Raw genomic sequence first — 13,715 nt, forward strand, 5'->3', positions numbered from 1 at the left:
GTTTTGCTGTAATTTTCATAAATCCTACTTAATCCTTAGGACTGGAGCTAATACGTACTCTATAATAATCAGACCATAATTTACAAAAATAGGTTTCTCTATACTACCCGATTAGTTGAACAAATAAAACGGCTGCCGAAGCAACCGCTATTTCACTATCGTTCTCCGTTAGCTTAGTTTCTAAAATACAAATTCTGTCTCGTTGTTTTCATTATCAAGATATATAACCCTACAGGAATCTTTCCAACTATCCCAATTTAATACGCTATCAACATCCACACGGAATAATTCATTATATGGTACATTCATAGGATTAGAAAAATCATAAAAAACAAGTTCATAGGGGCATGCCCAATAGCATCCATCAATCACTATTAGTTTTTTTTGTTGAAAATATATTATTTCCCCCCAGCAAAATCCATGCCCTTTATAAGCCTCTTCCGGAACATAATGATTGGTTTCTTTATTTGATAAATTAACAATTGAATACCCCTGATAATCTAACCCACACAACAGATATTCTGTGCCATTTACCACCACCCAACTGAATAAGAATGGGGCATAATTTCTATATATTATATCGATGATTTTATGCTCACTATCCGTAACAATCCCTTTTGTGTAATTATATCTGTAAATACCTTCTACATGATTATAGTGATGGATCTCTAGTTTGAACTTTCCTGAAGTTGAATAAATAATTTCAGTTTTCTCAGAGATGTAAAATTCATCTTGAAAATAGTACATCATCTCAGCTCTTTCACTGAGAAACTGTGAGTCCTCAACAATATTTCTCAAATTCTCTCACCTCGCTTTAGTGTTACAAATTGTACCATATTTTCAGACAGGCTATTACGCTATCTTGCCGTCTTGTTGATTAAAGCCGGACTTTAAATGGGAATCTGCTTAGGATCACCAAAACTCCCCTCGACCTGAGGGGAGTTTTCCTATTGAAATGAATTACGTCTCTCCTAACATTTTCTACAGACGCTAATAATAGATGAAGATGACGGCGAGAACGGCGTTTTATCCCAGTCAGCATATTGATGTTCGACGCGAAATCCGTGACGGATTAATAAAGATTGCAGCGTAGCCTGATCTGTGAATCGACAAGCAATTCGGGAAGTCGTTCGTTTATCTCCCCAATCACGCATCGTGACCCAATGCATGATATGCTGGCTAATATCGTAATATTGTGTGCCTGATACCTTTACGTTTTGCCCATCCTTATCAATAAATGATCCCCATTCTGTCTCCTCTTGATCGGATAAATCAGTTCCCTCCGGATTACGGGTCTCGAATGCAAAGATTCCATGGGGTTGTAAATGTTTGTGAACGGTAGTAAGCAAATCGATTTGATCTTGATCACTTAAGAATGCCTGAAATGCATTGCCAGTCAAATAAATCATCGAAAATCGCTTGTCCGATTCGAAGGTACGGGCATCGCCTTCCATAAAAGTAACAGTCAACCCTTCCGCCTTCAGCCGCGCATACGCGAGCATCACAGAAGAGATATCTACGCCGGTCATCGTTATACCGGCTTTTGACAGGGGTATCGTTGTTAAGCCTGTACCACAAGCAAGTTCTAACACTTCGCCAGGACTCGATCTTGCAAGCTCAAGATAGAACTGATATTTGTCCATTTCACCGTCAAATTCAAGATCATAATTTACCGGATCCAGATATTCTTCAAGATTGCTATGTTCAATCAACGCCATCCCCCTCTTTCATTTCAATGTTACATTAGAGAAAAAATAATTTTCATTAGGAAAGTACTTATATTGACCCAAAAAGGATAATCAAAATAAAAGTCCTCTTGATAACCCTCGTACTTAACAGTAATATTTTACTATTTATTCGATAAACCATTTGGTAATTCATAGTTATAATCAATTTTTATCGAACCTTACATAACTACTTTTTAAGTCGATAATCACTACTTTATCCTGACCGCAATAGAATAATTAGTGGCCGACCAACAAAATGGTCGTCTTTTTTTCGTATTCGGCATAGCATCTTTCTTTATTCGTTACAGGTGACCGTGTAAACGAAATCTCGTTCCCATCTTCAAGCCGAAACTGGTTCGCAGACACCGTGTCGGAACAATAACCGGGCCAAATGACGCAAAATTTTTTCGACTGCGGTCCCATTCCGTTAACCTGCTGTTAGCTTAAATGATAAAGAAGAGCTACCATATAGGAAGCTCCTCCACTAACGTTCTCTTTAAGCTCAATGACTTATCTTAAATCGGAATAAAATACTGCTAACAACAGAAATATCAGAATAGGTGGCCTCCGCCTCTACCGGAAATTTTCTGCACACTCATGTAGAAAGGCGTCTAGTGTGCGTGGCTCTCTGCCGAGCAAGCGCTTCACAGTGTCATTTGGACTTTCTGGCACCATCCTAGACATGGTTTGAATTTCCACAACATGGTTCGCGAGCCAAGGAGGCATATTCCCGTGATCGATAAGATTGCGGAGTAGTACTTGGGGTTCCATGTTGTTGTAACTTATCGGCCGATTAAGCAGAGCAGATAGTCGACTCGCGATCTGGGGATAACTGAAAATCTCCGAACCAGTAAGCGTATATATATGGCCTGATACCTCGTGGTTGGTCAGAACTTCTGCGGCAACGTCTGCAATATCGCGACAGTCAATGAAGTTACACGGTGAATCACCCATAGAGCCGAAGAAAACATTTTGGGTTGTGATCGTTGGTGCAAAGTTCATTAAGTTTTGCATGAACGCATAAGGGCGCAACACGGTGTGAGTGAGACCCGACTCCCTGAGCGTTTTCTCAATTTCTTGATGCCAGCCCGCCACTGCTACTGGAGAGCTCTGCTCAAAGGCTGGACTGGATATTTTTACGATGTGTTTGATTCCAGATTCGGCGGCAATCTGAATGATTGAGGTTTCTAATTCGATTTGTCTTGGACTGTTGGACATGGCAAGGAAGAGCTGGCTAGCACCTGTAAACACGCGGCGCAGTGATTCGGGATCGGAAGCATCCACCCTTGCGACCTCGATAATTGATCGGCCTTTTTCTCCGATCTGATCACGTAACTTCTCTGGCTCTCTGCTTAGCGCCCTGACAGGTACGCCAAGATCAACCAAACGTTCCAAAAGCGCACTACCTATCGTACCTGTTGCTCCCATAATAACTATCATTTTTTATCTTCTCCTTTTAGATGAAAAATTAGTTGTGACGGCAAGTCGCCACCGCCATGTCACTATCGTGCTTGCTATGAATCCAGACAACGGGAAATCGATCCATACACGATTTACCCAGGCCAAGTGATTACTCGGAATCATAATTTCTACTACAACAGATGTCACCCATGCAGCGTATAGTCCAAATGAGGACCCGGCCATTGCGAATACCCCTACCACAACCAAGTGAGGTGCACCGACGACCCATCGCAAATGGCCCACTCGGCTGTGCAACAATAGCCCAATCATCAAGGCCATCAAGGCCGATGCACCGCCAATTGTGGTCAATGCCGCTATTTGAAGCCCCCTATCTGCAGTAACCAATCCCCCGATACCTGCCATAATGGCAGGAGCAGCATAGGCCATTACAACTTCACGCCATAGTACAAAAGTCTTTTTCTTGGAACCAGCAGCCTTGATGCCGTAAACATCATCTGTCTGATTCGAGTATTTCATCTGGTTCATTTACTTGCTCCTTTCTTCTTTGAAGTAGTTCAATGATTGCGTTCAGCTAGATATAATTAGGTGCCTAACTATATAAGAGTAAAAATAGGCTAGCTTCACTAGCCCATTCTACTCATTACTGATGTTTCCCTTTGGTTTCGAGCCTAATTCGCCCGTAAGTGCTGAGATGCCTTGTGTAACTCGACCTAGCAAGTCGAGAAATACGCTGCGTTCTTCGATGTTGAGCAAGCCCACCATTGCTTCCAACCGAGCGAAATGCTCAGGAGCCATTTCACGGAGCTTCTTCGCTCCTTCTTCCGTTAAGACGACTGATTTCTGACGGCCATCGTCTGAGCTTGATCGCCGAGACACTAGCCCATCTCGTTCAAGAATGTCGATAAGACCAGTCACTGTAGCACGTGTAACGCCTAGATGCTCCGCTAATTGCGAAGGCAACTCTTCTCCTTCGTTATCTTCAAGATCTGCCAATAAACGATAACGCCCTGTTGATAAACCGAATCTAGAGAAATGAATCTCTGAGGCGTGTCCAAGCATGGCTCCCGCTGCCATTAGCCTAGACGCGACGAGTATAGCCTGTGCGTCTATGTCTAGGTTATAGCGATCAATCTGACGCTTGGATTGTACAAGCGAGGGAATAGCCTCAATGTCATTTATTTTTTCATTATTGTTGTTCATATATGTAGTATGGTCCCTAACTACTTTTGTGTCAACTCATTTTTATTACACAACTCGTTATTTCTCCCAAAGCTCGATCAGTCGACCTTCAGGATCTTCAATCCAAACAAACTTTCCAAATTCACTAATTTCTTTTTTCTTTGCAAGTGGTATACCAATATGCTCAAGATGCTTAATAGTCTCGTCTAGATTATGTACTTGGAAATTTAACATCACTTGTTGTTCTGTTGGAAAATAACTGTCATCCTCGGTAAAGAAAGAAAAGATAGTCTCATTTCCTGATTGGGGCTTTATCACAGTCCCATTCCAATGATCTATTTCAATCTTCAAGACCTCACTGTACCATTTTTTTATAACTTCAAGATTCTTAGTTCTCCAAAAGATTCCTCCGAAACCTTTGATCATCGTATTTATCTCCTGTCTGTCATCAATTTTTTAGCTATCCGTTCTCAATAAATATTCGAGATTTAAAATTAAGTTCCTTTTTCAACTATCTTGCCCATTAATTGAACAAATAAAAAACTACTGCCGTAGCAACCGCTATTCCACTATCGTGTCCCGTTAGCGCAATGAGTCTACTAGATCCAATGGATGCAGTATGGAAGATTTTAGGTGGATGTATTCATAGAAAAATGGTACATTATTTTGGAATCAATAGCGCGCAAGTCAGGATATACATTTAGACTAATATTTTTATATTGGGGGATGGTACTGGCATGGACAAGAATTCTGTTTATAGAACAAATATTATAGGCGCTGGCGAGGTTGGTAGCGCAATCTCGGTCGATATGGACAAGAATGTTATTCATGAAACTAACAGCTTATTTTGGGATACAAAAGGAAATGATATTTTAGGAGCAACCGCACTTCCTTTATATGGAGCATTCGTCTCAGAAGAAAAATGCCAGCTTTTTGGCGATATTTCAGGAAAAAAGATGTTGGAGATAGGCTGTGGAAGCGGTCAATCCTTGCAATATCTCGGGGAACGTAAAGCATCTGAACTATGGGGTATGGATATATCAGAAAACCAAATCGAAAAAACAAGAGAATATTTGTCAGATCACGGACTTTCAGCAAAATTAATCTGTTCTCCCATGGAAGAAAAATGTGGCCTACCTGAGGATTATTTTGACTTTGTTTATTCGATTTATGCTATAGGCTGGACAACCGATCTTGAGGGTACTTTTAGCAGGATTGCTTCTTACCTAAAAAAAGACGGCGTATTTATTTTCAGTTGGTCTCACCCTATACACAAATGTGTTGTTGCAGAAAATGATATGCTTGTTTTTAAAAAATGTTACTTCGATGAATCTTGGTATTCGGTAACTCTTGACGAAAGTACGCTAACATTAGCTGACCGTAAACTATCAACCTATGTGAATGCGCTCTCAAAAGCGGGATTTGTTATTGAAGAAATGATTGAGCAATCTGATGATGAAATTATTCAAATGCGGGACGATAACGACGATTTTGCAAAAAAAGCAAAGATGCTTCCTGTAACTTTCGTAATCAAAGCAAGAAAACTGTAATTTAGTAGTTGAAGATAAATGCCCGCTAATTGAACAAAGGCAGCCGATCATGTTGACTGATTGGCTGCCTTATCGCGTTTATTGAACTATCGTCTCCTGTTAGCTTAATTATGATTCCCGAAAGTCCATACATTCATCAAGTAAGTCTCGATTCCTTCATTCCTCTAATATTTGCACATTTTTAGCTGTCCTACGCTGAGAATCAACTATATTCGGAAACTCGAATAGGTCGAATTCAACTTTTTGACCCTCTTTAAGGAACCGAAAGCCGTTCGGTAACCTAATAGGGTCTGGTAGTATTTCGCTGAAGTGTACAAAAACATGGTTACCTTCCTGCCCGTCTAGCATTATCCGTCCGTAACCTTTATCTTCTTTGTACCATTTGACAATACCCCATCTTCTTTCCACCACCTAAGCACCTCCACTGTAACTTTATGGTACAACTCATTATGTGCTCACATCGCGTTGAATGAGTTATCTCATTTGATTTTTTTCGGAAACCCATATACAAAAAGTATCATACCGAGGAACGCAAGGATTGGCACAAAGATATTATCGAAGAAGCTTGTAATATGAGTTTCAGGTAGGGCATTGAACATGTTTGCTTCGTACAACGCTGCAATTTCATGGCTGCGAGCTATCAAAGAGCCTACTCGTTCGATTGCATAGATTACTCCAGCGGAATTTAGAAAGGATGCACCTAGTTTTCTGTAAAAGTCGTTGCCCATGAAATATTTGTCTCCTCCTCTATTTTTTATTGAGTACTTCTCCCACGATCCCACTTTACCACATTGTTTCAATTTTCTGGGTATCAGAATATCATTACATAACCTAATGCTAATAATGTGACGCTATAGCGCCACAAATTGAAAGTATTCTGCCGACTAGTTGAACAATAAAAAACGGTTGCCGAAGCAGCCGCTATTCTACTATCGTTCTTCGTTAGCTTAATGATTTACTTTGCTTCGGACGAATCATATTGCTCTTTATTGAGAACTTCATGGATTATATTTGTTATGTCGTTAATTTTGCGGGAACAATATTGGTTAGCCCAATATTCGGGTCCAGTTTCTTCATCACCTATTTTCACTAAATGCAATGTATACGCACCCTCTGAACGCATAGCTGGATACCATCCTTAATCCAAAATCAAACCTGTCTTTTCATTTCAGGCTACCGTAGCGCCTGCTCATTAATGTGTATCATTCAACTAAAGTTCTCCGTTAGTTCAATAGTCTTATGTTTTAATTAGAGTCGCTGCTTATAGTTGTAAGGCTTGCCGAACACCTAATGCAGTGACGTCCCGACGGGCTTAGGGGGCTGGATGTGGTCACTCGCTTCTGAGAGTGACCCGGAGCGTCAATATGGTGTTAGCCGAAGGAAGTTCTGGAAGCAGCCATTGCATTTAAGGCGTTCTCAAAATAGCTATATACTTCATCTGCAATTCCCAGAAACTCTTCAACAAGTACATTACTATCCAAGTAACAAGCATACAGATAATCAACTAAAGCGGAGTCAATCTCACAATAGTTTAATATGGCATTCTTCATCTTAATAATGTCATCTTGCCATACACCTGTATCTTCTAAAACCAAAGAGTATAATGCACGAATTAATCTCTTAGAGTAACCTTTAATATATCTAGCTTTCATTGTGTTATCATTAGCATTAGAAAGTAAACTATGTATACGATCTACTTCCTCCTTGGTCTCTGTATTTAAGTCTAAAATGAACTCTGGAGAAATAATTATCGGTGGTACTTTTTCACCAACGTCATGACCATATATGCAAACACAAATTATCTTTACCCAAAAACCCCACTCATTTGGTTTACTTAATACATCGTCAATCGAGCAAATTATCGTATCAATCTTAGTTACTACTGGATATTCTTCCAAAAGCCTTTCTTTAATATTTGACAATCTTTCGTAATCAATATCTTTGGGATTTACACATACAATAGTAAAGTCTGCATCTGACTTAAAAGGTTTAGCAGTTCCTTTTGGAATCGAGCCACACATATAAATGCTATGAATCTTACCTTTAAATTCGGTAAGTATATTTTCTATATACTTATCAACAAAATCCTTATATTCACTTTGTATTACAATTCTATTTATAACTTTTTCTAATATCATATAGACTCCTCCTAAACTAAGAACTTCTTTCGGCTAACGTCTTTTTTGCGAACTTCGTAAATTCGTCATGACTTAAGTTATTCGCGAAATCATTCAACTATCCTGCCCGTTAGCTCAACGGCATCCACGATTTGACGCCTACTTCAATAAAAAAGAGAACAGGCCACCCGTGGCAGTCTGCTCCCTAATTATCTTGAATGCTCCTTACTTCGATATAAAGGAGTAATAAAACACCACTTCACTTCGACGGCCTTGATTTTAACGAGCGAAACTGATGAAACTAGCCGGTCATATGGCTATTTGGAAGGCTCGACAGGGCAAGAAAGGCATCGACAAAAACCAAGCAGACACCTATTATTTTAACGTGGAACAGTGCAAGCGTTGTCCGTTTAAAGAGGGTTGTTATAAAGAAGGATCGAAGAGCAAAACCTACTCTGTAACGATTAAATCTGAAGAACATTCGGAACAGATTGCGTTCCAGGAAACAGAGTACTTTAAAGAAAAATCTAAGGAACGCTACAAAATTGAAGCGAAGAATAGCGAACTTAAACATGGGCACGGGTATGATGTAGCTACATCCTCGGGTCTGATTGGTATGGAATTACAAGGTGCGATGACGATATTCGCCGTGAACTTAAAGCGGATATTGAAGTTAACAGATTGAAAACATAGGGATAAATTGAATAAAATAGAGCTAAAAAAGAAGACATTCTTCCTAAAAATGGGGTTGAATGTCTTCTTTTTTGAAGTTTATACATACTCCTTAAGAAAAACGTAAGTTCTTCAGTGCCCTCTCCAATAGATTGATGCTTTTTGCAATGGTATGGAGCCGAGCTTAACCAGTTGAGAACCCTGCAGATCCCTTCGGATCGTCAGTTGATTTCTATGGTCAGGGAGCTTGTGAAATTCGCCCCCGGCTCCAGGGTGATTATTCCCTCTTTAGCTTGAAGTTCACCTTCGAAGACGTCCATATCCGCTACTCCTTGCCAAGGCTCGATGCATATGAAGGGAGCGTTCAAAGGCTGCCAAATGCCGAGGTCGGGAAAACCCTTATAGCTGACAACTACGCTTTTGGAGGAGTGCTTGCTTCTAAGCGAAATCTGCCGAGAGCTCACATTTCGGAAAATCAATGCGCCTTCGGCGAACATTTCATGGGATAAAGGCAGGATGGTCTCTTGTTTCAGAACGGGCTCCGATTTGCCGCTGATCAGCAGGCCGTCCGAATTCAAGAACAACCTTTCAAGGTTTTCCGATTCAGCGAACTCCAGATAGTAATCGTTCAGGCTACCGTTGTCATCAAGCGGACAATTGAACGCCGGGTGGGTTCCGAGCTGGAAGAAGATATCCTGTTCATCGCTATTTTCCACCCGGTAACTAAGTTCCAGTGTGCTTGCATTCAGTTTATATGTAATATATAGGTTGAATTTAAAAGGATAACTGGCCAGGGTTTTCTCATCATAAGAGAGGCGGTAAACCGCGTGGGTGTCGCTTTCTTGGACCAGCGTAAATTCGCTGCGTCTGGCGAATCCGTGATTGCCGATCTTATAGGCTTTGCAGTCCACCTTAACCTCTCCGTTCCGGGCCGCACCAATAATGGGAAACAGCACCGGAGAACGGCCTGTCCAATACGTGGCGTCACCGCTCCAGATGTATTCAGCTTCCGGATCCAGCTTTCTGAAGCTGATCAGTTCCGCCCCAAGGGTATTAATCTCAGCTTCCGCCGAGCTGCTGCGCAAAATTTTATTCATTGTTGTACTCCCTTTCATACTTATAGTCCAGATACCCATATTATATCAAAGTTCTTGAGGGAGTTGAGAAAAAGACAGCCAATTCATCAGCTGCCGTTTCTTCGTGCTTATTGGGCTATCGTGTCCCGTTAGTTCAATAACAAAAAATAACCTCGAACTCTATTTTGAATTACAATTGAATGACACTGATCATATTTCCGTTATTATCAGTAAGATCAAAACGTTTAGGTTCACCGTTCCTTACCTCTGAAACGGCTACTCCATTTTTCTCGAGTCTAGCCCTCACTTCTTCTACATCCTTCACAACAAAATTGAATGGAGTGTATTTATTAATTGGGGGATTTGTCGTTTATGACGCGGAGGGAATGGTTGTGAACTTTTCAAAGGCAACGAGCAATCATTCAGTAGTACTGCCTAAAGGTGGGATGATCGTTTTTGGTGGTGCTAAGGGGGATGTATTAAAAATTAATTTGCAGAATAAATAAACTTGTAGCACATAAAGCTTATTCCATATTAGCGATGAGGCCTCTCACAACGTTTTGAAGAGGGGTAAGAATCTTATCGCGTTTACACTGGTATAGACACAGTGTGGTTGCAAAATCAGAACAGCCCGGTCACCAAATGATCGGGCTGTTTTGATATAGATAAATGTGTTTTCCTGTTCTTGAGATACGATGGTCTCCAGCACCTTTGCCCTTGTCACCAACTTGTTCAAGTCTAACTTCCTGTATTAAGGCGTATTACCTCCTGTAACATATTCATTTTGGATGCCGATATTACCGATCAGTACCGTGCCCTTTTTCGTTTTATCAAATACAAAACCGATTTTGCTCAATTGCTCAGGTTGGAAATTCGGGTTGGCCCTTTTTAAATCGGCAAGGTGGAACGCAAAGTTTTGGAACACCGGCTCCTTCGTCGGTTGCAAAGTCGTGAAAGGCCATTTTATGATGTTGCCTTCGAACATCGGTAGTAAATAAGCTTCGCTGCTAAGAGGGAGGGACGCCACGTTGCCTTCTTTGTCCTCCACATTAATGGTCAAATCTACGAGGACATCCTTGTCACGATTTGCTTTCTCGTCATTCCAGTCAGCCATCGAAAAAACGATGGAGCTCGTTTCTCGTATATCGAGACTGTCATTTGGCAAAACAACCGTGTAAGAGGGAACGCCAGGTGTCGCAGTACTGTCCCACCCCAGACGCACTGCACTGTACAAGTCGGGGGCAAATTTCATCTCCACTTTTTCCTCTTTCCACTGCTTCAGATGCTCCCCGTTCAGCCTTCCTCCAGCCAATGTCGACGTACTCAGATCGATGTCTTCGTCAAAGCTACTAATGAGCTTTGTATTCGAGTCCATATAGTTGCTGATATACATGGTGTCCGGCAGCCACTCTCGGGCATAACCAATATCCTGGAACATGGACCGATATTCTCCTTTCCCTTTCAATGTCGTATCTAGGAAGGACGATATGAGCACCTTTGCTGCTTGTAGCTGCTCCTCCTGCGGTATCAGTTGAGCGGTGTTGAACAGTTTATTGCCAAGCCCTACATTGTCGTTTCTTCCCCAGACGGTGTTGAATTGGCCGTGATTCGCACCATAAATGTATACCGATGCTTTAAAATAATCACTACCGTTTGAAAAGCCGATCCGACTGTATTGGCTCGCGCCGGAATATGTGCTGACGTCCATGTCGTGTGCGCCTTGCAAAGTCAAATAGTTCAAATCCTTTAACGGAGTCAGGTGTCCCGCAGGCTTGTATTGCCCGTCAGTACCCGCAATCGAAATGATGGAACGGATACCAAAGTTGTAGTCGAATTTGATGTTGCCGTTTTCCGGGGAGGCCGGCAGTTTGTTATATGCCGCTGCGACCGTTACCGCCTCACCGCCGCGAGAGTGGCCGATCAGAGCGATCTGGCTCATGTCCGCTTTACCGAAAAACGGATTATCCTTCGTCTTATTCCACTCGTTCCACACTTTCAGATGCTCCAACATCAACCATCCCCGGGCTGGGTTTTCTTTCTCCAACAGGTTGAGTGTAAACAAATCATCGTAAAGGGATGTATTGAGAAAATTTTCGTCTATGGATACAAAAATATACCCGCGACTCGCCAACAGCTTACCCAAATATTCATATCCCGGGTCCGAATAATCGGTTGAGTTGGCGTTGCCATGAACGGTGACGATTAACGGAAACGGTCCTTCGCCATCAGGATACCAGACCAATCCATTCAGCGGCATTTGATCCGGTCCGAAACCAAACGTATTTGTACGATTAGATGACCACTTTTCCACAAAAGCCGATCCGTTCACCTGTTTTGTCACGAGCGACCCATTCTGGTTAAATTCCTTCCGATAACTGTTTGCGCTACCGTAAGTTAACGTTTTGACCTTATACGGTCCTTGTTCAGCTGGATTCGCCGCCGCCGTTGGGTAGCGGTCCGCAGTTTTCATCGCTGTTAAGCGGTACGGCTTCGCCAAATCCGCATTGCCGTTGTTCAGCAGCCAATACCCGCCAATGCCAATGGATCCTAGCGTAACTGCCGCCAAAACCCCAGCAGTTACTTTCGAAATAAGCTTTGCCTCTCGGTATCTACCGGTTATCAATCGGGATAAGAGGGCTCCTAGTATAGAAAATACGACAATTATCAACAATGGGACGATAAACATCAACTGTATCGGCCCGATGAAGCTAATGAACAGCAAAAAAAACGAAGCGAGAGCAATCCAAACATAACGCGAAGGCATTCGCTTGGCAACATGAAGCACTCCTGCAATTGCGCCGGTTACGAGCACAATCACAAGCAAGATCACTAACGTTCCGATCAGATATTCGCCCAAACTGCGCGTTCCCAAAACGAAATATCCTTGGATGAAATACAAGCATAATGCGATGATGAGCAATACGATGGAGGCCCCTTTCCATCTTGGGGCAAGTGGACTAATTTTTTTCCATTTGTTCATTAACCGTGGGGTTCGCCCCGTCGGCTTCAATTCTATTCTTGACATGTAACGACCTCTTTCCCATAGAGCTTGTTCAAAATGTACCGCATAAGGTATAGAAAAATAAGCTAGTTTCAAGATGCAACCGTTCATGATGGACCATTCATATATTCGAGGTAGATACTAGAAACCCTCTTCTTTTACATAGTTTTACAATTTCAAACAGATCCATGTTTAAGCTGAATTAAGATTGTTCTTATTACAAGTAGGGTTGCGTGGTAACATTAGGAAATAATATATTGGGAGGAAGAGCAATGATAAAACCCAAAAGACTTAAGTCTGGTTCGAAAATAGCGATAATTTCACTTTCTAATGGTCTACCTTATCTGTTCCCAGATATCTACGAGCTTGGTATAAAAAATCTTTAAGACAACTTGGGATTAGAAGTTATTGAGATGCCAACCGCAAGAATGTCTCCAGATGATTTATACAAAAATCCACAAATTCGTGCAGATGATATAAATAAATGTTTCGAGTATGAGAGTATAGATGACATCATCACTTCAATTGGTGGGTATGAATCGGTTAGAATACTACCGTTTTTGGATACAAAGACAATCCAAAAAAAAACCGAATTTATCATGGGTTTTTCAGACGCGACTACTTTTATAACTTACTTAAACCAATGGGTATGGTAACTTTTTACGGACCTTCTGTTATGGCAGGTTTAGCCCAAATAAAAAGCCTTCCAACCGAATATACTGAACATATAGAAGCGATTTTATTTCAAGGTCGTTTCCCTTATACATATTCTCCATTTGAGAAATGGACCAATGGATATAAAGATTGGAGCAAATTAGATACGCTAGGTGAGTGTCAACAGTTTTATAATAATGAGACTGGATGGACGTTTTTACCACCGAGCTAGGATATTTGTGGGGTGGATGTATCGAAGTATTAGAATTTATGAAATCAACTATCTATTGGGCTTTACACTGCCCGTTAGCTCAACG

The 13,715-nt window shown here is 41.4% G+C and carries 14 protein-coding genes and 1 pseudogene; 3 read left to right on the forward strand and 12 right to left on the reverse strand.

The features are described 5' to 3' along the window. Nucleotides 1–180 precede the first annotated feature (180 nt). From MKX41_RS11980 to MKX41_RS12005, 6 genes are all read right to left on the reverse strand, one after another. Entirely contained in the window at nt 181–798 is a 618-nt protein-coding gene (locus tag MKX41_RS11980) for a hypothetical protein (RefSeq protein WP_340970654.1), read from the reverse strand. 173 nt (nt 799–971) lie between these two features. Next, the gene (locus MKX41_RS11985) at nt 972–1,718 is read right to left on the reverse strand and encodes a class I SAM-dependent DNA methyltransferase (RefSeq protein WP_339265380.1); all 747 of its coding nucleotides are present in this window, start codon (nt 1,716–1,718) and stop codon (nt 972–974) included. Between the two features lie 582 nt (nt 1,719–2,300). Beyond that, nucleotides 2,301–3,167 carry an SDR family oxidoreductase gene (locus tag MKX41_RS11990; RefSeq protein ID WP_340970656.1) on the reverse strand — a complete coding sequence of 289 codons (867 nt, stop codon included), beginning with the start codon at nt 3,165–3,167 and terminating at the stop codon, nt 2,301–2,303. 3 nt (nt 3,168–3,170) lie between these two features. Beyond that, nucleotides 3,171–3,674, reverse strand: a complete 504-nt coding sequence (locus MKX41_RS11995) for a hypothetical protein (RefSeq protein WP_339265383.1) — start codon at nt 3,672–3,674, stop codon at nt 3,171–3,173. Nucleotides 3,675–3,782: 108 nt separating this feature from the next. Then, the gene (locus MKX41_RS12000; RefSeq protein ID WP_340970658.1) at nt 3,783–4,349 is read right to left on the reverse strand and encodes a MarR family winged helix-turn-helix transcriptional regulator; all 567 of its coding nucleotides are present in this window, start codon (nt 4,347–4,349) and stop codon (nt 3,783–3,785) included. A gap of 57 nt (nt 4,350–4,406) precedes the next feature. Further along, nucleotides 4,407–4,754: a VOC family protein gene (locus tag MKX41_RS12005; protein ID WP_076287092.1), complete on the reverse strand. Its 348-nt coding sequence runs from the start codon at nt 4,752–4,754 to the stop codon at nt 4,407–4,409. 311 nt (nt 4,755–5,065) lie between these two features. Between MKX41_RS12005 and MKX41_RS12010 the strand changes: the two genes are divergently transcribed. Further along, nucleotides 5,066–5,878: a class I SAM-dependent methyltransferase gene (locus MKX41_RS12010; RefSeq protein ID WP_340970660.1), complete on the forward strand. Its 813-nt coding sequence runs from the start codon at nt 5,066–5,068 to the stop codon at nt 5,876–5,878. A gap of 156 nt (nt 5,879–6,034) precedes the next feature. Here MKX41_RS12010 and MKX41_RS12015 read toward each other — a convergent pair whose 3' ends face one another. From MKX41_RS12015 to MKX41_RS12025, 3 genes are all read right to left on the reverse strand, one after another. Next, entirely contained in the window at nt 6,035–6,286 is a 252-nt protein-coding gene (locus tag MKX41_RS12015; RefSeq protein WP_340970662.1) for a cold-shock protein, read from the reverse strand. Nucleotides 6,287–6,357: 71 nt separating this feature from the next. After that, on the reverse strand, nt 6,358–6,606 hold the full coding sequence (locus MKX41_RS12020; RefSeq protein WP_340970663.1) for a hypothetical protein: 249 nt from the start codon (nt 6,604–6,606) through the stop codon (nt 6,358–6,360). 642 nt (nt 6,607–7,248) lie between these two features. Continuing rightward, a complete protein-coding gene (locus MKX41_RS12025; RefSeq protein ID WP_340970664.1) occupies nt 7,249–8,016 on the reverse strand; it encodes a nucleotidyltransferase domain-containing protein in 768 nt (255 codons plus the stop codon). Nucleotides 8,017–8,299: 283 nt separating this feature from the next. Between MKX41_RS12025 and MKX41_RS12030 the strand changes: the two are divergent. Beyond that, a pseudogene (locus MKX41_RS12030) lies at nt 8,300–8,680 on the forward strand (transposase); the annotation flags it as partial. 208 nt (nt 8,681–8,888) lie between these two features. Here MKX41_RS12030 and MKX41_RS12035 read toward each other — a convergent pair. The 3 genes from MKX41_RS12035 to MKX41_RS12045 all read right to left on the reverse strand — a co-directional run bounded on the left by MKX41_RS12035 (nt 8,889) and on the right by MKX41_RS12045 (nt 12,768). Next, nucleotides 8,889–9,764 carry an aldose 1-epimerase family protein gene (locus MKX41_RS12035; protein WP_340970667.1) on the reverse strand — a complete coding sequence of 292 codons (876 nt, stop codon included), beginning with the start codon at nt 9,762–9,764 and terminating at the stop codon, nt 8,889–8,891. 529 nt (nt 9,765–10,293) lie between these two features. After that, nucleotides 10,294–10,479 (reverse strand): hypothetical protein, encoded by a 186-nt coding sequence (locus MKX41_RS12040; protein ID WP_143759563.1) that lies wholly within the window; start codon nt 10,477–10,479, stop codon nt 10,294–10,296. A 15-nt stretch (nt 10,480–10,494) separates the two neighbouring features. After that, nucleotides 10,495–12,768: an MFS transporter gene (locus MKX41_RS12045; protein ID WP_340970669.1), complete on the reverse strand. Its 2,274-nt coding sequence runs from the start codon at nt 12,766–12,768 to the stop codon at nt 10,495–10,497. Between the two features lie 389 nt (nt 12,769–13,157). Here MKX41_RS12045 and MKX41_RS12050 point away from each other — a divergent pair, with 389 nt between their 5' ends. After that, nucleotides 13,158–13,400, forward strand: a complete 243-nt coding sequence (locus MKX41_RS12050) for an LD-carboxypeptidase (protein ID WP_076300635.1) — start codon at nt 13,158–13,160, stop codon at nt 13,398–13,400. The last annotated feature ends 315 nt before the right edge of the window (nt 13,401–13,715 follow it).

This window comes from Paenibacillus sp. FSL R5-0475 (genome assembly GCF_038004585.1).
GTDB lineage: Bacteria > Bacillota > Bacilli > Paenibacillales > Paenibacillaceae > Paenibacillus_AQ.

What these genes read in the sequence shown, in the direction of transcription:
- MKX41_RS11985 (WP_339265380.1), bottom strand. Translation starts at nt 1,718, where the DNA reads ATGGCGTTGATTGAACATAGCAATCTTGAAGAATATCTGGATCCGGTA.
- MKX41_RS11990 (WP_340970656.1), bottom strand. Translation starts at nt 3,167, where the DNA reads ATGATAGTTATTATGGGAGCAACAGGTACGATAGGTAGTGCGCTTTTG.
- MKX41_RS11995 (WP_339265383.1), bottom strand. Translation starts at nt 3,674, where the DNA reads ATGAACCAGATGAAATACTCGAATCAGACAGATGATGTTTACGGCATC.
- MKX41_RS12000 (WP_340970658.1), bottom strand. Translation starts at nt 4,349, where the DNA reads ATGAACAACAATAATGAAAAAATAAATGACATTGAGGCTATTCCCTCG.
- MKX41_RS12005 (WP_076287092.1), bottom strand. Translation starts at nt 4,754, where the DNA reads ATGATCAAAGGTTTCGGAGGAATCTTTTGGAGAACTAAGAATCTTGAA.
- MKX41_RS12010 (WP_340970660.1), top strand. Translation starts at nt 5,066, where the DNA reads ATGGACAAGAATTCTGTTTATAGAACAAATATTATAGGCGCTGGCGAG.
- MKX41_RS12020 (WP_340970663.1), bottom strand. Translation starts at nt 6,606, where the DNA reads ATGGGCAACGACTTTTACAGAAAACTAGGTGCATCCTTTCTAAATTCC.
- MKX41_RS12025 (WP_340970664.1), bottom strand. Translation starts at nt 8,016, where the DNA reads ATGATATTAGAAAAAGTTATAAATAGAATTGTAATACAAAGTGAATAT.
- MKX41_RS12035 (WP_340970667.1), bottom strand. Translation starts at nt 9,764, where the DNA reads ATGAATAAAATTTTGCGCAGCAGCTCGGCGGAAGCTGAGATTAATACC.
- MKX41_RS12045 (WP_340970669.1), bottom strand. Translation starts at nt 12,768, where the DNA reads ATGTCAAGAATAGAATTGAAGCCGACGGGGCGAACCCCACGGTTAATG.
- MKX41_RS12050 (WP_076300635.1), top strand. Translation starts at nt 13,158, where the DNA reads ATGCCAACCGCAAGAATGTCTCCAGATGATTTATACAAAAATCCACAA.